We start from the raw sequence: 17949 nt of genomic DNA, 5'->3' as shown, positions 1-17949 counted from the left end.
GTAGCGTTTCTGTTCGTGCGTGCATGCTGCCTGTGTTCAGCTGCTATGCGCCCTGCTCGCGCGGCGTTACTCGTGCCCGGCTTACGACGAGCCCGACGTGATCGCCGACAGCATCGTCTTGATCTGGCTCGACACGACCGTCATACCCGACTGGAAGTGCACCGTGTTGTCGGCGAACTGCACACGCTCGACGTCTACGTCAACCGTGTTGCCGTCGAGCGCCGGTTGCAGCGGCATGCGGTATTGCAGGTTGCCGTAGTCGTCCGGGCTGCCGCCCGTCGCGCTCAGCCTGGCCTTGCCGCTCATGTGGCCGGCCTCGGTCGCGTTCATCGACATGCCGCTCGTCACGCCGGCGGGCTGCGCCATCGCGAGTGTCGAGTTGTTCGATGCGCCCTGCCCGGCGGTGCTGCCGCCCGTCTTCTTCAGCGCGCCGGCGAGCGACGACGCGAAGTCGATATCGCGCGCCTTATAGCCGGGCGTGTCGGCGTTCGCGATATTCGACGACAACAGTTCCTGCCGGTATGCGCGCACATCCATCGCCTGCCGGCCGAACGCGAATTCGGCATCGAGTTTGTCCAGCATCGGAATCTCCCGAGAACGTTTCCAAGGCCGTCCCGTGTGCGCATCGTGAAAGACACGCGGCGGGGGCAAAGGCCTTTTTGCATGTGATGCATCTTATGGGTCGGGCGCAAGCGGCAATCGGACGAATAACCGGGAAAGGGGGCTTCTATTCAACGTTTGCGCGAAAGGGGTGCTCACTAGAATGCAAGGCGTACCGATGCATTCGATGGAGACCCGCGATGGACCAGCCCACCAACCCCTTGCCGCAGCGTGCGGGCGGCACGACGAGGCGTCGCGTGGGTGGCGGCGGGGCCGATGAGCGTGTCGATGGTTCGGAGGGCGTGCTCGCGCAACCGCTGCCGCGCTCTATCTCGCGTTGCGTGGCGCGTTGCCTGACGCGGGTGGTGATCAACGTCGCCGTATGGGTTGCGGGCGGCATCGTGTTGCTGCCGGCTACGACCAAGGCGCAGGATGCGAGCGGCCCGATCGTGATTCCAGGGCCCGCCGAGAACAACCCCGCCGCGCTGAACGATCTTGCCCAGCGGATTCAGACGCCGGCGCAGCGCAGCGCGTCGGCGGCGTCGCTCGCAGCGGCGACCGCGCAGTCGCTCGGCCGCGCATCCGCGTCGCGCGACACCGATACCTTCGGGCGTGCGGCGAGCGCAAGCGGCGCGATCGTCATTCCGGGCGCGGGCGAGCCCGCAGCCGCCGCGCCGGCCATCATCCGCACCAACTTCAAACCGGACGCCAACGGCGTCGTCACGATTCCGCCGGCGGCCAGTACGGGAGCATCGGGCGTCGCGCGCGTCAACGTCGAAGCGGGCGCGGCCGCCGGCGCCGCGAATTCGCCCGCGGTCGCCGCCAATGCACGGCAAGGCGATGGCTTCGACACTCTCGCGGCTCGTGGCGAGCCGCCCGAGTTCGGCGCGAATGGCAAGCCGCTCGCGGCGGCTGCCGCGCAGCCGCCGCGTCTGCCCAGTGTGAAAGTGCCCGCGACGTCGCCCGGCGCGCGCCAACCAGTTGCCAACACCGCCACCGCCATCGCACAGAGAACGCCGCAGACCGCTGCCGCCGCGACGCCCGCCCAACCCGCGCCGCTGCCAGGCCAGCAGGACCCGGAAGCGATTCACGCAGCCGCGCTCGCGTTCCTGAAACAGCAGGCCGTCGGCCTGCCCGGCAAGGTGGACATCACGGTCGCGTCCGCGTTTCCGCGCGGCCTCGCCGCGTGCACGTCGCTCGAACCGTTCATGCCGAGCGGCGCGCGCTTGTGGGGGCGGCTCACCGTCGGCGTGCGCTGCGCGGGCGAGCGCCCGTGGACCATTTATCTGCAGGCGCGCATCTCGCTGCATGCAACCTACTACCTCGCCGCCCGCGCGATGGCGCCGGGCGAAGTGCTCACGGCCGCCGACCTCGTGGCGCGTGAAGGCGACCTGACCGGCCTGCCGCAGGCGATCGTCACCGACCCGTCGCAGGCGGTCGGTTCGGTCTCGCTGGTGCGGATCTCGGGCGGCATGCCGCTGCGCCGCGACATGCTGAAGAGCGCGTCGGCGGTAGTGTTCGGCCAGACCGTGCGGGTCGTCGCGGCCGGCGACGGGTTCTCGATTTCGTCCGAGGGCAGCGCGATGAACAGCGCGTCGCCGGGCCAGCAAGTGCGTGTGAAGACCGCAAACGGCCAGATCATCTCCGGCATCGTCAAGGACGGCGGCACGGTCGAGATCCAGATGTGAGCGGAATCACAAACGGATATTGAAAGGGGCAGATGGCCGCCTGCTGGCGGGCCGGGGTCGAGCGATTGCGCTAAAGTTTTGATCAGCAGTTGCCGTTATCAGGATCAAATCGTAAGGGAAGCCAATCGTGAAAGTTGATCCCACCACCTCTTCGAATCTGCCGTCGCTGAAAGACGCTTTGTCCCGTTCGCAGCAGAGCGGCGAAGCCACACCGGCAACCAGCGCCACGCCGAGCGCGACGGGCACGGCCGCGCCGGCCGCGAACAGCTCGCCGGGCGACACGAGCGTCAGCCTGTCGGGTCTGTCGCAACATCTGCGCAGCCTCGCGGCCTCCGGCTCGGCCGACATCGACACCGCGCACGTCGAGTCGATCAAGCAGGCGATCAAGGACGGCACGCTGCAGATCGACTCCGGCAAGATCGCCGACGGCGTACTGCAGACGGCGCGCGATCTGTTGCGGAACAAAACCTCGTCGACCGGCCACTGATCCGCATTGCGCCGCGCGGTGACCTGCCGGGCGGCGTTCGACCAACGCGGTTCGCGCGTCGTTCGCGAGCCGGTGTGCGTAGCGAGTTGTTGACATGAAAGACGCCCTGGTTGCTACTCTGATCGAAGAATATTCGACCGTCGAGGCATTCGCCTCGATCCTCACTCTCGAAACCAAAGCACTGACAGCGGTCTCGCCAATGGAGCAGTTGCCAGCGATCGTCGAGAAGAAAACCGAACTCATCGGCGTGCTCGCGAGGCTCGAAGCCGCGCGTGACGCACATCTGACCGAACTCGGCTTCCCGACCGGCTGGTCCGGCATGGAACTCGCGGCGAGCACCGACGCGCGCGTCGCGACGCAATGGAAGCTGCTGCAGAAAGCCGCGGATCGCGCTCGGCGCGTCAACACCAACAACGGCGAGCTGATCCGCGTGCGGATGGACTACAACCAGCGCGCGCTAAAAGCGCTGCAAGTCAACGTGCCGCGCAAGACGAATCTGTATGGGCCGGACGGACGAATTCCGGCTTATTCGGGACTTTGATCGACCCGCCTGTCCGGGCCGCAATCGAGCAATATCCGAAATGAATGAAGGGGCCCGTCAACGACGGGCCTTTTCATTTTTCGCCACCGCTTGTTAATCCACCTTCCTCCGCATTCCACGCCGTGTTAGCCGTTCGGCTAGCTGGCGCTAATCCACCTCATCACGTTGAAATGATGACTTCGTTCAAGGTTTCACTGACGCCGCGACTTCGAGGGGGCCGCGCATCGACAGGCGAAATCTTGTTTGCTGGTGGATTTGTGTAGGTGTGTGTATGGTGGAGGGTATGATGTATGAACAGTGCCGAGGTCGTCAAATTGATTCAAGCAAATGGCTGGCAGCTCGTCCGCATGGCGGGCAGTCAACATCATTTCAGGCACGCGGGAAAACGGTGGCTCGTCACCGTCCCCCATCCGAAAAAAGATTTGCCGGCCGGCACCCTGAACAGCATTCTGAAACAGGCGGGGCTCAAATGAAGCATCTGATCTTTCCGATCGCCATCGAACCCGGAGACAACGCGCACGCGTTCGGCGTCGTGGTGCCCGATATCCCGGGCTGCTACTCCGCGGGCGACACGCTCGAAGAAGCGTATGCGAACGCGAAGGAAGCAATCGAATCGCATCTCGAAACCTTGCTCGACGAAGGGTTGCCGCTGCCCGAGCCGCTCACGCTCGGCGAGCATCGGCGCAATCCCGAGTTCGAGGGGTTCACATGGGGTTTCGTGACAACGCGCAATATTCCGGCGTTGAAGAAGGCGGTTCGCATCAATATCTCGCTGCCTGAGGTGCTGGTGCAGGAGATCGACGCGTATGCACAGGCGCGCGGCATGTCGCGCTCGGCGTTTCTCGCGCTCGCCGCCGAACATGAGATGGCGGACGCTTGAGCAACGGCGGGCGGCACCGACGTGCCTCGGCATCGCCGCACCGCCGCATGTGAACGGCAGCGCTTGAAGATCGGCGGCCTGCCCCGCGTTGGCGTCAGTTCGTTTCGGCGTTCGCCCAGGCCATTTCGCGCAGCCGGGCGCGCAGGCGTGCCACCGCCTGGCTGTGCAACTGGCATACGCGCGATTCGCTGACTTCCATCACTGCGCCGATCTCGCGCAGATTCATGCCGCGCTCGTAGTAGAGCGACATCAGCAGCTTCTCACGCTCCGGCAAGCGGTCGATCGCTTCGATGAGCGCCGAGCGCAAGCTGTCGTCGAGCAGCGCCGACAGCGGATCGGAATGATCGACGCAGTAGCGGTCCAGAAAAGGTTCGTCGTCGGCGGAGCGGTCAAAATCTTCGTAGTAGATCAGTTGGCTGCCGTGCAGGTCCTGCAGCATCGACTGATATTCGTCGAGCGGCATCTGCAGGTGCTCGGCGACTTCCGCCTCGCTCGCCGAGCGCCCCAGGTTCTGCTCCACCTTGTGCACTGCGGATTCCACTTCGCGCGAGGTGCGGCGCAGGCTGCGCGGCAACCAGTCGTTGCTGCGCAGCTCATCGAGCATCGCGCCGCGAATCCGCTGGCTGGCATAGGTCTCGAACTGCGCGCCCTGGTCTTCCTTGTAGCGGCCGGCGGCGTCCAGCAAGCCGATCATGCCGGCCTGGATCAGGTCGTCGAGATCGACGCTCGCCGGCATTTTTGCGACAAGCTGCAAGCCGAGTCGACGCACGAGCGGTGCGTACTTCGTCAGAACGTCGGCCTGAGAAATCTTTCCCTGAGCGTTGTACATCGTGCTCCCCTTATCCTTCGTGCACGCCTTTTAAGCGTGATGCGCGGACGGTTGGTCGGCGTGGTGCGCCGCTGTAACTGTCGCAGGCGCCCGCCAGGGCGTTTGCGACGACATCGCTGGCCGCATTGGCCAGTACTGCAATTCGGCGGCGAGATGGCGGAAGTCGCGCGCGGCCGGTGTCGACGGAAACGCGTCGACCACACAGCGCGACAGCTCCAGCGCCCGCGCCATGCGCACGTCGGCCGCGATGCAGCCGGCGCATTCCAACGCGACGGTCAGGTAACGGCCGGCCACGCCGGCGAGCTTGGCGAACGCGGCTTGCGCGTCGTTGGCGCTTTGCACGTGATTGGCGAGCACGCGCAACTGCGCGATCGCGTGCGCGTAGTGCAAGCGCTTGATGCACGCATACGCGTCGGTGATCGCCTCGCCCGACATGCGCGCGACGATCATCACGTCGTGCGCCTGCTTCGCGAGCGGCGACAAATGCCCTTCGACGTCGAGCTGCGCGTCGATCAGCACGATGTCGGCCGAGCCGCCGAGCAGCACGCTGAGTTCGGCTTCCGTGTGCCCCTCGCGGTTGTTGCGCGACGCGGCCAGCACCGAAAATCCGAGCGCGTGACGCGCGGCGGCGAAGTCGACCGGGGTGTCGCCGCGCATCACCGCCGCGAAGTTGCCGGCGCCGCGCAAGCCGCCAAGCATCGCGCTCACCGAGTTCTCACCGACGCATTCGTCGATCACCAGCACGTCCTTGCCCTGCTGCGCGAGCGCCGCGGCGAGGTTGACCGCCGCGGTCGTATTGCCGACGCCCGACGACGCACCCGCCAACGCGATCACGCGCGCACCGCCGCGCGCGAGCAGCCGCCGTAACCCTTCGGCTTGATCTGAACCGAACTTATCCAAAGCGAACCTCGTGCAGCTCGGCCGTCGAACGTGCGGAAAGCGAGGACAGCAAAGCGGGGATGTCGTCGTCGTGCGGCACGAACGGCGAGTTGTCGCGCGGAATGCAGAAGGTGCTCTTGATCAGGAATTTCTTCGTCGCGACGTACAGGTTCTCCGGCACCTTCTGTCCGGTCGATACGTAATGCACCGGCAGCTTGTAGCGGATCACCGTATCCAGCACGCCGCCGAGGTTGGTCGCTTCGTCGAGCTTGGTCAGGATGCAGCCGGCGAGCGGCTGCTGGTCCGGCGCGCGCTGATAGGCCTGCACGACTTCGTTCAACGTGTCGCCGTGGCTCGTCGCGTTGAGCAGCAACAGACGCTGCACCGGCTGGCCGGCGCGACTCAGCATCGCGATCTGCTCGGACACGAGGCGGTCGCGCTGGCTCATGCCGATCGTGTCGATCAGCACGATGTGCTTGTTGCGCAATTCCGAGAGCGCGAGTTGCAGATCGGCGCTGTCCTTCACCGCGTGCACCGAAACACCGAGAATCTTGCCGAAGATGCGCAGCTGTTCGTGACCGCCGATGCGGTAGCTGTCGGTCGTCAGCAGCGCCACCTTGCTCGCGCCGAAGCGCATCACGCAGCGCGCGGCGAGCTTCGCGGTGGTCGTCGTCTTGCCGACGCCGGTCGGCCCCATCAGCGCGAACACGCCGCCGCGCTCCATCAGCGCGTCTTCGTTCTCCATCACCGGGAGGTTCGATTCGAGCACCGAGCGCACCCAGTCCATGCCGCCGTCCATCGTATCGACGGCTTCGGGCATGTTGTCGACCAGCATCTGCACGAGCTGCGCGGAAAAGCCCGCGGCGAACAGATGCTTGGTGAGCGCGGCGCGTGCCGGACTGCGGCGCTGTCGATCACCCCACAGCAGACCCGCGAATTGCTCTTCCATCATGTCGCGGATCGACGACAGCTCGTTCATCACGGTGTCCTTGACGACCTGCTCCATGCGCCCCTTGATCGCTTCGGCGACGGCGGCCGGCGTGCGGCCCTCGTCGCTGGAGGACGCCGGCGCGATCTTCTGCGCGGTGCGGCGCGCGGCGACTTCGGCGGCTTCGCGCGCCCAGTCGGGCGTGTCGATCACCGGCCGCGCGTCGACCGCGTTGCCGAGGCCTTTGGCGGTCGCGACGGCGGGTGTCATGGCGGCGGGACGCGCGCTGTATTGGCCGTCTTGTTGTTGCTGCTGCTCGGCCGCGATGCGGCGCGCGTGATCGATGAGCCACGGATTCGATTCGGCCATCGTGCGCGGCGCGGCGGCCTCGCTCGATGCGACGGCCGGCGGTACCGGCACGCCGGCGGCTTTCAGCAGATCCGCGCGGATGTCTTTCGACAGGCGCGTGGATGCGGCGCGGGCGCTCGCGCCGGAAGGCGCGGCGGAAGCGGGCTGGCTTGCGACGGGCGCGGACGCGCCGCTCGTTGCCAGCATCGCCGGGCCAACTGGCGAGCTGCCGGGCAACGAGGCCGGCGCTGCTTCAGTCGCGGACAGCATGTCGGCCGCCTGGCCGACCGCAGAATTGAGCGCCGTCTTGTTCGCCGAGCCGCCCATCGAATCCGCGGCCGCATTCGCCGGCTCGCTCGCCGGCATCGCTTCGGCACCCGCTTCCGGACTCGCGCCGAACACCGACGAAAACACGTCCGGCATGGCGCTCGCATACGGATTCATCGGCGTCGCGGACAAGCCGCGCGGGGCCGCCGTCGATGCCGCGCCTTCTCGCGCTTTCGGCGCGATCGCGGCAAGATCGCTATCGGCGAGCGCGACGATTTCGACGCTGCCGTCGTCCATCGTCCGATTCGACAGCACGACCGCATCGGCGCCAAGTGCTTCGCGAACGAGACGCAATGCATCGCGACTGGTAGCACCGACAAATTTACGAATGTTCAAGCTGGACCCCCGATGAGGTATACGGACTGAAGGACCGGCAATACACCGCCTCCCATTGCGATCAATTATTGCGAAACGCGTCGGGCCACGATCGATGGATAAAGACCGTTAAAGGCGGGCAATTCGCGCGATGGACACACGGCAGACACACCGTTCGACGAGCGCTGAAAGGCGCGTGCAAACGAAAACCGGCGCCCCACTGGAGCGCCGGTTTTCGTCGTATGGACAGTCACGAGCGAGCGGCCTGCGTCAGCCCTGTGCGCCGATCAGGTTCACCACCTTGACGTTGCGCGTATCGGGCACTTCCGCATACGACAGCACCTTCAGCTGCGGCAGGCTGCGGCGCAGGAAGCGCGCGAGCATCGGCCGCAACGCGTGCTGCACGAGCAGCACCGGTGCGAGGCCGAGATTCTGCTGACGCATCATCGCCTTCTGCGTTTCGGTGAGCAGCGTGTTCGCGAGACCCGGTTCGAGACCCGGGTTCGGTCCGGTCGAGAGCGCCTGCGACAGCACCCGTTCGAGGTTCGCGTCGAGGCCCATCACCTGCATGTCGGCGGTGCCGGGGAACCACTGCTGCGTGATCGCGCGACCCAGCGCGAGGCGCACCGCGGCGGTCAGGTCGTGCGGGTCGGTGATCTTGGTCGCGTGCTCGGCGAGCGCTTCGAGGATCGTGCGCATGTCGCGGATCGGCACGCCTTCTTCGAGCAGGTTCTGCAACACCTTTTGCAGCGTGGTGAGCGGCAGCATCTTCGGCACCAGATCGTCGACCAGCGACGCCGTGTCCTTCTGCATCCGCTCGACCAGCGACTGCACCTCGCGGCGGCCGAGCAGCTCCGACGCGTGCGTGACGACGAGGTGATTCAGGTGCGTCGCGACCACCGTGCTCGAATCGACGACCGTGTAGCCGTATACCTGCGCCTGCTCGCGCAGGTTCGTATCGATCCAGATCGCGGGCAGGCCGAACGCCGGGTCCTGGGTCGGCGTGCCCGGCAGCGCGGCCGATACCTGGCCCGGGTTGATCGCGAGCCACTGGCCCGGGTACGCCTCGCCCGAACCGACCTCCACGCCCTTCAACGCGATCCGATAACCGTTTGGCCGCAATTCGAGGTTGTCGCGGATATGAATGACCGGCGGCAAGAAGCCGATTTCCTGCGCGAACTTCTTGCGGATGCTCTTGATCCGCTTGAGCAGCTCGCCGTCCGAGTTCTTGTCGACGAGCGGAATCAGCCGGTAGCCGACTTCGAGGCCGAGCGTGTCGATCATCGTCACGTCGTCCCAGCTCGCCTCGGCGTTTTCGACCGGCGCGAGCGCGGCCGGCGCGACGTCGACGAGCGCCGGCGCGTTCTTGCGCTCCTCGTTGCGCTTCTTCATCGTGCGGCCGAGCTGGATCAGGCCGCCGCCCAGAATCAGGAAAGCGAAGTGCGGCATGCCCGGGATCAGGCCCATCAGCACGAGAATGCAGCCCGTGATCATCAGCACGCGCGGGTTGGTGAAGAGCTGCCCGGTCAGCTGCGTGCCGATGTCCTCGTTGGTCGCGACGCGCGACACGATCACGCCAGCCGCCGTCGAAATCACCAGCGACGGAATCTGCGCGACGAGGCCGTCGCCGATCGTCAGCAGGGTGTAGTTCTTGCCCGCCGCGGCAAAGCTCATGTCGTGCTGGACCATCCCGACGATCAGCCCGCCGATGATGTTGATCACCATGATCAGCAGACCGGCGATCGCATCGCCGCGCACGAACTTGCTCGCACCGTCCATCGAGCCGTAGAACTCGGCTTCCTGCGAGATTTCCGTGCGACGCTTGCGCGCCTGCTCTTCGTTGATGAGGCCGGCGTTCAGATCGGCGTCGATCGCCATCTGCTTGCCGGGCATCGCGTCGAGCGTGAAGCGTGCGGACACTTCGGCGATCCGCCCCGCGCCCTTCGTGATCACCATGAAGTTGATCACCATCAGGATCACGAACACGACGATACCGACCGCGAAGTTGCCGCCCACGAGGAAGTGGCCGAACGACTCGATCACCTGGCCGGCCGCATCGGGACCGGTATGGCCTTCGAGCAGCACGATCCGCGTCGAGGCGACGTTCAGCGACAGCCGCAGCAGCGTCGAGAACAGCAGCACGCTCGGGAACGCCGCGAAGTCGAGCGGCTTCATCGTGTACATGCTGACGAGCAGCACCATCACCGACAGCGCGATGTTGAACGTGAACAGCAGATCAAGCAGGAACGGCGGCAACGGCAGAATCATCATGCCGAGGATCATGCAGATCAGCACCGGCCCGGCGAGGGCGCGCAGGTTGGTGCTGCTCAGCGCATCCGGCCGTCGGGCGAGGAAACCGGCGCGAGCGTTCATGCGGAGGCTCCGTTGTTGTCGCCGCTAGTAGCGTCGTTGGCGTTGTCGGCGGTCGGGTTCAGCGTGTCGGCGGCTTCTTCGGCGGCGTCCTGGTCCGACACGGCGCCCTTGTCGAGTTCCGGCGGCACGTCGAGTTCGGTCGGCGCGAGCGGCACGTCGCCGCCTTCGGCCTTGAAGCGGCGCAGCTGATAGACCCACGCGAGCACTTCGGCGACCGCGCCATAGAGCGGCCCCGGAATCTCGCGATTCAGATCGACGTTGTGATACAGCGCCCGTGCGAGCGGCGGCGCTTCGAGCAGCGGCACGTTGTTTTCGGTGGCGATCTCGCGAATCCGCGCGGCCACGAGGTTCACGCCCTTGGCGACCACCTTCGGCGCACGCATCTCGCCGTCCGTGTATTGCAGCGCGACCGCGAAGTGCGTCGGGTTCGTCACGACCACGTCGGCCTTCGGCACTTGCGCCATCATGCGGCGCCGCGCGATCGCGCGCTGCTGCTGGCGAATCTTGCCCTTGATGTGCGGATCGCCTTCGCTCTCGCGATGCTCACGCTTCACTTCTTCCTTCGTCATGCGCAGCTTCTTGTGGAACGACCACAGCTGATACGGCACGTCGAGCGCGGCCACCGCGAACATGCCGGCCACCGTCATGCCGCAGCACACCGCGATCAGATGCATGGAGTTGGCGAGCGCGACTTCGAGCGGCTGCGTCGCGAGCGCGAGGAATTCCTCGTGGCGATTCCAGATCGCCGTGCCGCCGATCAGGCCCACCACCAGCGTCTTCGCGAGCGACATGCCGAGCTGGATCGGTCCGTTGATCGAAAACATGCGGCCGAAGCCCTCGAACGGGTTCAGCCGGTTGAACTTGGGTTCGAGCCCCTTCGCCGACAGCTGCCAGCCGCCCAGCGCCATCGGTGCAAGCAGCGCGGCCAGTCCGGTGACGCCGAGTACCGGCACGAGCGCGTACAGCCCTTCGCGACCCGCCGTGCCCGCGCCGATCAGCATGCGGTTGGTGTCGAACACGCTCGCGTGGTTGAACATCAGCGACGCCCGCACCATGTTCTGCAAATGCTCGCCGATGTTGCCCGACATGCCCCATACACCGTAGAACCCAGCCGCGAGCAGCGCGAAGGTCGACAGCTCCCGAGAACGCACGATCTGCCCCTCCTCGCGCGCCTTCTGCAGGCGCCGAGGGGTGGCTGATTCGGTTTTTTCGAGGTCGCTGTCCTCTGCCACAAAGCTCTCCAGTCGGCCGAGGCACGGCGCCTCTTTCCAGTGAGAGCGATTATTCCTGCTCGACGCAAGCGCCGATCGGCGGATAAAGAAGGAGAAACCGGGGTATTTCGACAGATGACCGGACGGCTCGCGCGTGTTTCACGCGCGCCGTCCGGCATCGGATAGACGTGCGGCTTCAGTAGCCGACGAACGGGGAGGGACCGCCGCTCGCGGTCTGATCGAGGTGGTAGTACACGTGGCGGCCGTAGAAGAACGGCAGACCGAGGTCGAAGCTGGCGTTGCCGCTGATCTGACCGGCGAGGTTGTTGAACGCGAAGTTGCTGCCGTTCGCGAACAGCGTCTGCGCACTCAGAATGCCGATGCTAGCGACCGCCGATACCTTGTTCAATCCCACCAGCGTGACCGTGCGGGTTTGCGCCGACGACGGGCAATAGAAGCCCGGGAACTGGCTGCCGCACAGCGTGATCGAGCCATCGGTGAAGAAATAGCCGTTCGAGCCGGAATCGAGGAACGCCTGGACCGTCGCGCCGTTGAAGCTGCTGTTGTCGAGATCGCCGAATGGGCCGGTCGTGAAGACCTGCGCGGCCGCAAGCGGGTTGTTCCCCTGTGTGCCGATGCCGAACACCAGCGTGCCGGTCGCCGACGCCTGCCCGAAGTTCGACACGGGCGCCATCTGTACGATCACGCCGTTGTTGTCGAGCGGGAAGTTCGCGACCGGGTTGGCCACCTGTTGGTTGATCGGCACCGCGGTGCGCGTGCACGACGTGCCGTTCGGGCAGGCGAAGTAGTTGCTGTAGGTCGCCGCGGTCGCCGGGTTCGCACAGGTCGCGCCGCAATCGGTCAGCGCGGTGCCGACGCCGAGAATGCCGTTGGCGCCCAGATCGCTGACCGTGTTTTGGGGCGAACCGCTGCCGCAGCCGCTCGTGGGTACCGTGCTCGTGGGCTTGTCGCCGATGATCTGCAGCGGGATGGCGCCGGTCGTCGTTTCACCGCCGATCGTCACGAGCGCGGTGCGCACCGAGCCCCACGTGAAGCCGTCCGCGAACGTCGCGCACTCGGCGAGCTGCGGGCCGCCGCTGCCGAGTGTGCTGTTTGGCAGCGCGCCCAGCAGCGTCGAATTGAGCACCGAGCTGACCACGCGCAAGCCGAACGAGCCGGTGTCGAGCTGGATGTTGTTGATGGTCTGGCAGTTGGTGGTCGAGCCCGGCGCGCAGATCGTCACGCTGACGGTCGGGATGTTGATGACACCGGCCGCGCCCCGGCCAACCGTGATCGGCACCGTGTTCGACGCGTTCGCGGAAATCGGCTGCTGGGTCGGGCTGGGCGGCAGCGAACCGCCGTTCAGTCCGTTCGACGTGCCGCCGCCATTGTTGGAGCCGGAGTTGTCATCGCTGCCGCCACCTCCGCAGGCAACGAGCGTCGCCGTCAGCAGCACGGCAAGCATGGCCTGCATCCAGCCTTTCAGATTCGCGGTCGTGAGCATGATTCGCATCGTCGTCCTCGCCGTTACTGGATGTCGGAACCGCTGACGCCGGCCGGCAGCGCTGACGGCAGCCACGCGACACCGCTGAACGCGCCCATGTGGCCGCCCGAATGCACCACGATGTTGCCGTCGTTCACGGCGACCGGCCCCCGCGCGTTGCCGCGCGCGGCCCGAGCGGCCTTCACGCCGGCCACGTACTGCGGGAAATAACTGCCAAGCAGATCATTGAGATCGGGCATTTGCGGACCACGCCACGCAATGCCGAATACCGCGCCGCTCGTGCTCAGATATTCGCGCACCACGGTGCCGTTGCCGAACGTGGTCTCGCGTACCGTGTAGGAAGCGGGTGTGGAAGAGGTGGAAGATGCCCCGCTCGCTTGAGAACGCATCACACTTTGCGATGATCCGCTGGCGGGCTGCACCACGCGGGACGACACCGACGCGTCGGACGGGGGGGTAAGCGGCGCGCTGCCCAGCGCCGCATGGGCTGATTGCGCGGCCGTCAGGGCCAGTAACGAACATGGCAACACGAGCGCCGTGACTCCGGCGCGACCAATACGACTCCACATGAGAAGCTCCTCCCGGGCCGCGGCACGCTTCGTCGGTTACACGAAGCGGCCGCTTATAGGCAGATGATACGGCGCCACCGCGGCCGCAATGCCGAGGGATCTCCTCGCCACGCGACTGCCCGGCGTTGCGCGGGCCGGGTGCCGTACCGCTTTGACCTCGTAGTATGCCTGCGGATTCTTTCAGCCGGCGCAAGGTGCGCCCGCACGTGCGACTTGCCGACTATTACTAGCAGGAAATCGTAAGGAAGATGGGGAGTCGGTGCCGACTGACCGCGGGTTTGGCGTAAATCGCGGAGAAAGCACCAGCCCGGCGCGCTTGCCGGGCCGAATCGTTTGCTCAGAAACCGAGGCTCGCGAGTAGATCGTCGACCTGCGATTGATCCTGGACCACATCCGTCTTGCCTTCCGGATTGATCTGCGGACCGTTGAGCAGATGCTCGGGGCTGCCCGTCGACGACACCTCGGCCTTCAGAGCCGCCGCATGCGCCGCGAACTGCTCGCGCCTCTCGAGCGCGATGTTCTCGACCAGCACGCCGAGCAGCTGCTGCTCGATCAGATAGACGACCTCGGTGATCTTCTTGATCACCTGGCCGGTCAGATCCTGGAAGTCCTGCGCGAGCATGATCTCCATCAGCTGCGAGTTGGTCGCGCTGGTCGAGTCGGGCACGCCGCGCAGGAAGGTGCGCGTGTCGTTCATCAGCGCGCGCACTTCCTCGCGTTCGATCGGCGCCGCGTACCACTGCTCCCAGCGCGCGTCGAGCGTGCACGCGTCTTTCTGCAACTGCTCCTGGATCGGCTTCGCGATGTCGATCGCCGACAGCACGCGCTCGGCGGCCTGCTCGGTCATGTTGGCGATGTACTTCAGCCGGTCGCGCGCGTCGGGCACGGCTTCGGCCGCGCGCTCGACGTGCTTGTCGAGCCCGAGTTCGCGCATCGAATCGCGCAACGTGCGCGTCAGTTGACCGATGCGCGCAAGGATGCGGTCCGACGCGAAGTCGCCGCTATCGCTGCCCGCTTCGGCGCCAGGCGTTTGGGTCGGCGGCGTCACGTCAGCTCCCGGCTTTCGCCATCTTCTCGAGAATCTTGTTGAGCTTCTCGTCGAGCGTCGCGGCCGTGAACGGCTTGACGACGTAACCGCTCGCGCCGGCCTGCGCCGCCGCGATGATGTTTTCCTTCTTCGACTCGGCCGTCACCATCAGCACCGGCAGATGCGCGAGGCTCGCGTCGGCGCGAATTTCCTTCAGCATCGCGAGGCCGTCGAGGTTCGGCATATTCCAGTCCGAGATCACGAACTCGTAGCTGCCGCTGCGCAGACGCGCGAGACCGGCCTGGCCGTCTTCCGCCTCGTCGACGTTCGAGTAGCCCAGTTCCTTCAGCAGGTTGCGGACGATCCGGCGCATCGTCGGAAAATCGTCAACCACCAGAATCTTCATTCCCTTGTCCATTTCTTTCCCTTTGCTTGATCCATGTTGCGGCGTTGAACCGCGTCATTCCATCCGGCACGCATCATACCCGCTGAACGCGGTCACCCATCGACGACAAACGCGCCATCACGCGCCGGCTCATGTCCGGCAGCGAGGCGATTTCGTCGGCCGCACCGAGAGCGATCGCCTCGCGCGGCATGCCGAACACGATGCAGCTCGCCTCGTCCTGCGCCAGCGTGTAGGCACCGGCTTTTCTCATCTCCAGCAGACCGGCCGCGCCGTCGCGCCCCATGCCGGTCAGAATCACGCCGACCGCGTTCTTGCCCGCATGCTGCGCGGCCGAGCGGAACAGCACATCGACCGACGGACGATGCCGGTTCACCGGCGGGTCGTCGGACAGATGCGCAATATAGTTCGCACCGCTCCTCGCGAGCAACAGATGCGCGTGGCCCGGCGCGATGTACGCGTGCCCCGGCAGCACCCGCTCGCCGTGCTCTGCTTCTTTAACGGTAATCCGGCACAAACCATTGAGGCGTTGCGCAAAAGATTTCGTGAAGCCCGGCGGCATGTGCTGCGCGATCAGCACCGCGGGCGCATCGGGCGGCAGCGGCACCAGCACTTCGCGAATCGCCTCGGTGCCACCCGTCGACGCACCGACGATGACCAGCTTCTCGGTACTGAGCAGCGGGTTGTTGAAGAGCGGCGCCGAGCCGACCGGCGCATGCGCCGCCTGGGTGGCCGCATGCTGCGCGGGCGCGGCTTGGCGCACGCGCGCGCGGGCCGCCGCGCGAACCTTGTCGGCGAGCTTTTCCGCATAGTCGAGCATGCCGTCGCGAATACCGACCTTCGGCTTGGTCACGAAATCGACCGCGCCGAGTTCGAGCGCGCGCAGCGTGATTTCGTTGCCGCGCTCGGTCAGCGACGACACCATCACGACCGGCATCGGCCTCAGACGCATCAGCTTCTCGAGAAAATCGAGGCCGTCCATGCGCGGCATTTCGACGTCGAGCGTCAACACGTCCGGGTTGTGCTGCTTGATCAGCTCGCGCGCGACGAGCGGATCGGGCGCCGTCGCCACCACCGTCATGTCCGGCTGACCATTGATGATCTCGGTCATCAGGCTACGGATCAGCGCCGAATCGTCGACGCACAATACCTTGATCTTTTGCACAGCGCTCACGCCTCCTCTGTGGTTCTGGCGTTGTTGGAATAAGTCGGGCGCGGGCTCGCGCCGAACAGTTCGATTTTCGGCCGCGCGGCGGCCGGCTTCGCGAACAGCTCGACCCGGCTGCGCGCCGCGGCGAGCCGCTCGGCGCGCGCTTCGGCGCTCTGCCGCACGAGCGCCTGTTCGCGCTCGGCGACGCCCGCTTCCTGTTGCAAGCGCAATTTCTTCACCATCACCTGGCCGGTGCGCGGCATGAACGCGACCTTGCGCGGATGCGAGCCCTGCAGGTCCTCGGCGACAATGCGGATCTTTTCGGTGGCCAGATAGCGGCGCACGAACTCCGAGTTGCGATCGCCGATGTTCATCGTCGTCATGCCCGCGAGCACCGCGCCGCCGCCGAACACCTTGGCCTCGAAGCGCTCGCGCCGGCCGCCCGCCTTGATCAGTTCGTTGATCAGCACTTCCATCGCGTAGGCGCCGTAGCGCATCGAGTCCGACGCGGCCTGCGCGAGGTCGGCGCCGTCGTCGGGCAGCATGAAGTGATTCATGCCGCCGATGCCCGCGGTGCGGTCCTGGATGCAGGCCGCGACGCACGAGCCGAGCACGGTCACGAGCACCATGTCTTCGCTCGTCGTGTAGAACTCGTTGGGCAACAGCTTCACGCCGGGGCGCTGGAAGTGGTTGTCGTAGTACAGGTTGGTAGCGATCGGCAGCGTGCTGCTCATGCGGCCACCCCGCTCGATTGAAGCGCGTCATGCGCCTGGGCGCGCGACGGCGCGCGCGCGCCGCTGGCGTCCCGCGTCAGTTCATAGACGGTCTGGCCGCGCAGCCGGAACGCCTGCGTCACGTACGTGAAGTTTTCCGAATGGCCGGCGAACAGCAGGCCGCCCGGCTTCACCAGCGGCTCGAAGCGCGCCAGCACCTGCGCCTGCGTCGGCTTGTCGAAATAGATCATCACGTTGCGGCAGAAGATCGCGTCGAACTGCGTGCGCAACTGGTAATCGCGATCGGTCAGATTGAGTTGCTCGAAGCGCACGAGCGCGCGCACCTCGGGACGCACCTTGACCATCCCCGCGTGCGCGCCCGTGCCCTTCAGGAAGAAGCGCTTCAGGCGCTCGGGCGACAGGTGCTTGACCTGATCGAACTGGTAGACGCCGGCCTCGGCCTTCGCGAGCACCTGGGTGTCGATGTCGGTCGCGAGCACCGATGCCTGGCGCGCGCCGCTGTCACCGAGCGCTTCGATCAGCGTCATCGCGATCGAGTACGGCTCCTCGCCGGTCGATGCCGCCGAGCACCACACGGACACCGGTTGCGAACGGCGCGGCACGAACTCGGCGAGGATCGGAAAGTGATGAGCTTCGCGGAAGAACGCGGTCAGGTTGGTGGTCAGCGCATTGGTGAACGCTTCCCACTCGGCCGGATCGTTTTCCGCTTCGAGCAGATCGAGATACTGGCGGAACGTATCGATGCCGCGCGCCCGCAAGCGTCGCGCGAGGCGGCTATACGCCATGTCGCGCTTGTGGTCCGACAGCGAGATGCCCGCCACGCGATGAATCAGATCGCGGATGCGGGCGAAATCCGCCGCCGTGAATTCGAAATCGCGTCCCGTCTCGACGGACCTGGCCGGCTCCATGCCGTTAGGTGCCGCCCGCACGGGGCGTTGTGTTGCGCGCGTTGCCATCATCAAAATTCCTGTCTGCGATATGAGCCATCACGCTCGCCGCCCAGCCGCACTGGCTGGGGGATAGGAATTGTTTTCGCGGGGTCGCGCCCTCCCGCGAGTACCGTCGACATACGGCCGGCTCGCGACACGCGTGCTGCGCGTGCTTCGATGCTTCGCCCATCCGCGGGCGCGATGCCGGTTGACCACATATCACTCTG

The 17949-nt window shown here is 65.9% G+C and carries 18 protein-coding genes; 5 read left to right on the top strand and 13 right to left on the bottom strand.

The window, feature by feature from the left end:
* Positions 1–81: 81 nt before the first annotated feature.
* Positions 82–582: a flagellar basal body rod protein FlgB gene (gene flgB / locus AB3X94_RS07905; RefSeq protein ID WP_176124481.1), complete on the bottom strand. Its 501-nt coding sequence runs from the start codon at positions 580–582 to the stop codon at positions 82–84.
* Positions 583–800: 218 nt separating this feature from the next.
* Between flgB and flgA the strand changes: the two genes are divergently transcribed.
* The 5 genes from flgA (at position 801) to AB3X94_RS07880 (ending at position 4196) form a co-directional block, all read left to right on the top strand.
* Positions 801–2288, top strand: a complete 1488-nt coding sequence (flgA, locus tag AB3X94_RS07900) for a flagellar basal body P-ring formation chaperone FlgA (protein ID WP_368611207.1) — start codon at positions 801–803, stop codon at positions 2286–2288.
* Between the two features lie 127 nt (positions 2289–2415).
* Entirely contained in the window at positions 2416–2775 is a 360-nt protein-coding gene (flgM, locus tag AB3X94_RS07895) for a flagellar biosynthesis anti-sigma factor FlgM (RefSeq protein WP_368611206.1), read from the top strand.
* A gap of 94 nt (positions 2776–2869) precedes the next feature.
* A complete protein-coding gene (locus tag AB3X94_RS07890) occupies positions 2870–3316 on the top strand; it encodes a flagella synthesis protein FlgN (RefSeq protein ID WP_176109983.1) in 447 nt (148 codons plus the stop codon).
* A gap of 290 nt (positions 3317–3606) precedes the next feature.
* Positions 3607–3789: a type II toxin-antitoxin system HicA family toxin gene (locus tag AB3X94_RS07885; protein ID WP_368611205.1), complete on the top strand. Its 183-nt coding sequence runs from the start codon at positions 3607–3609 to the stop codon at positions 3787–3789.
* Positions 3786–4196, top strand: coding sequence for a type II toxin-antitoxin system HicB family antitoxin (locus AB3X94_RS07880; protein ID WP_176109981.1), 411 nt, complete (start codon positions 3786–3788; stop codon positions 4194–4196). The genes AB3X94_RS07885 and AB3X94_RS07880 overlap by 4 nt, the downstream gene beginning before the upstream one ends.
* Before the next feature lie 94 nt (positions 4197–4290).
* Here the strand turns inward: AB3X94_RS07880 and AB3X94_RS07875 are convergent, their stop codons facing one another.
* The 12 genes from AB3X94_RS07875 to AB3X94_RS07820 all read right to left on the bottom strand — a co-directional run bounded on the left by AB3X94_RS07875 (position 4291) and on the right by AB3X94_RS07820 (position 17752).
* Entirely contained in the window at positions 4291–5025 is a 735-nt protein-coding gene (locus AB3X94_RS07875; protein WP_368585665.1) for an RNA polymerase sigma factor FliA, read from the bottom strand.
* Positions 5026–5055: 30 nt separating this feature from the next.
* Entirely contained in the window at positions 5056–5925 is an 870-nt protein-coding gene (locus AB3X94_RS07870; protein WP_176367758.1) for an AAA family ATPase, read from the bottom strand.
* A complete protein-coding gene (flhF, locus tag AB3X94_RS07865) occupies positions 5918–7843 on the bottom strand; it encodes a flagellar biosynthesis protein FlhF (protein ID WP_368611204.1) in 1926 nt (641 codons plus the stop codon). Before flhF ends, AB3X94_RS07870 begins: the two co-directional genes overlap by 8 nt.
* Positions 7844–8092: 249 nt before the next feature.
* Entirely contained in the window at positions 8093–10195 is a 2103-nt protein-coding gene (gene flhA, locus AB3X94_RS07860) for a flagellar biosynthesis protein FlhA (protein WP_176109978.1), read from the bottom strand.
* Complete coding sequence (gene flhB / locus AB3X94_RS07855) at positions 10192–11427, bottom strand: flagellar biosynthesis protein FlhB (protein WP_368611203.1); 1236 nt, start codon at positions 11425–11427, stop codon at positions 10192–10194. The genes flhA and flhB overlap by 4 nt, the downstream gene beginning before the upstream one ends.
* Before the next feature lie 175 nt (positions 11428–11602).
* Positions 11603–12919, bottom strand: a complete 1317-nt coding sequence (locus AB3X94_RS07850) for a DUF3443 domain-containing protein (RefSeq protein WP_368611202.1) — start codon at positions 12917–12919, stop codon at positions 11603–11605.
* A 14-nt stretch (positions 12920–12933) separates the two neighbouring features.
* On the bottom strand, positions 12934–13479 hold the full coding sequence (locus tag AB3X94_RS07845; protein ID WP_176109975.1) for a DUF2844 domain-containing protein: 546 nt from the start codon (positions 13477–13479) through the stop codon (positions 12934–12936).
* Positions 13480–13816: 337 nt separating this feature from the next.
* Positions 13817–14527: a protein phosphatase CheZ gene (gene cheZ, locus AB3X94_RS07840; protein ID WP_176109974.1), complete on the bottom strand. Its 711-nt coding sequence runs from the start codon at positions 14525–14527 to the stop codon at positions 13817–13819.
* Position 14528: 1 nt separating this feature from the next.
* Positions 14529–14924, bottom strand: coding sequence for a chemotaxis response regulator CheY (gene cheY / locus AB3X94_RS07835; RefSeq protein WP_008923965.1), 396 nt, complete (start codon positions 14922–14924; stop codon positions 14529–14531).
* Positions 14925–14985: 61 nt separating this feature from the next.
* On the bottom strand, positions 14986–16074 hold the full coding sequence (locus tag AB3X94_RS07830) for a chemotaxis response regulator protein-glutamate methylesterase (RefSeq protein ID WP_176110671.1): 1089 nt from the start codon (positions 16072–16074) through the stop codon (positions 14986–14988).
* 5 nt (positions 16075–16079) lie between these two features.
* Entirely contained in the window at positions 16080–16793 is a 714-nt protein-coding gene (cheD, locus tag AB3X94_RS07825) for a chemoreceptor glutamine deamidase CheD (protein WP_176367764.1), read from the bottom strand.
* A complete protein-coding gene (locus AB3X94_RS07820) occupies positions 16790–17752 on the bottom strand; it encodes a CheR family methyltransferase (protein WP_368611201.1) in 963 nt (320 codons plus the stop codon). Before AB3X94_RS07820 ends, cheD begins: the two co-directional genes overlap by 4 nt.
* Positions 17753–17949 lie beyond the last annotated feature (197 nt).

Source organism: Paraburkholderia sp. BR10923, from assembly GCF_040948765.1.
Lineage (GTDB): Bacteria > Pseudomonadota > Gammaproteobacteria > Burkholderiales > Burkholderiaceae > Paraburkholderia > Paraburkholderia youngii.
This window is presented reverse-complemented; position numbering and strand designations above follow the sequence as displayed.

Coding starts and splice junctions, on each gene's coding strand:
- flgB (WP_176124481.1), bottom strand. CDS start 582: ATGCTGGACAAACTCGATGCCGAATTCGCGTTCGGCCGGCAGGCGATG.
- flgA (WP_368611207.1), top strand. CDS start 801: ATGGACCAGCCCACCAACCCCTTGCCGCAGCGTGCGGGCGGCACGACG.
- AB3X94_RS07890 (WP_176109983.1), top strand. CDS start 2,870: ATGAAAGACGCCCTGGTTGCTACTCTGATCGAAGAATATTCGACCGTC.
- AB3X94_RS07885 (WP_368611205.1), top strand. CDS start 3,607: ATGAACAGTGCCGAGGTCGTCAAATTGATTCAAGCAAATGGCTGGCAG.
- AB3X94_RS07880 (WP_176109981.1), top strand. CDS start 3,786: ATGAAGCATCTGATCTTTCCGATCGCCATCGAACCCGGAGACAACGCG.
- AB3X94_RS07875 (WP_368585665.1), bottom strand. CDS start 5,025: ATGTACAACGCTCAGGGAAAGATTTCTCAGGCCGACGTTCTGACGAAG.
- flhA (WP_176109978.1), bottom strand. CDS start 10,195: ATGAACGCTCGCGCCGGTTTCCTCGCCCGACGGCCGGATGCGCTGAGC.
- AB3X94_RS07850 (WP_368611202.1), bottom strand. CDS start 12,919: ATGCGAATCATGCTCACGACCGCGAATCTGAAAGGCTGGATGCAGGCC.
- AB3X94_RS07845 (WP_176109975.1), bottom strand. CDS start 13,479: ATGTGGAGTCGTATTGGTCGCGCCGGAGTCACGGCGCTCGTGTTGCCA.
- cheY (WP_008923965.1), bottom strand. CDS start 14,924: ATGGACAAGGGAATGAAGATTCTGGTGGTTGACGATTTTCCGACGATG.
- cheD (WP_176367764.1), bottom strand. CDS start 16,793: ATGAGCAGCACGCTGCCGATCGCTACCAACCTGTACTACGACAACCAC.
- AB3X94_RS07820 (WP_368611201.1), bottom strand. CDS start 17,752: ATGATGGCAACGCGCGCAACACAACGCCCCGTGCGGGCGGCACCTAAC.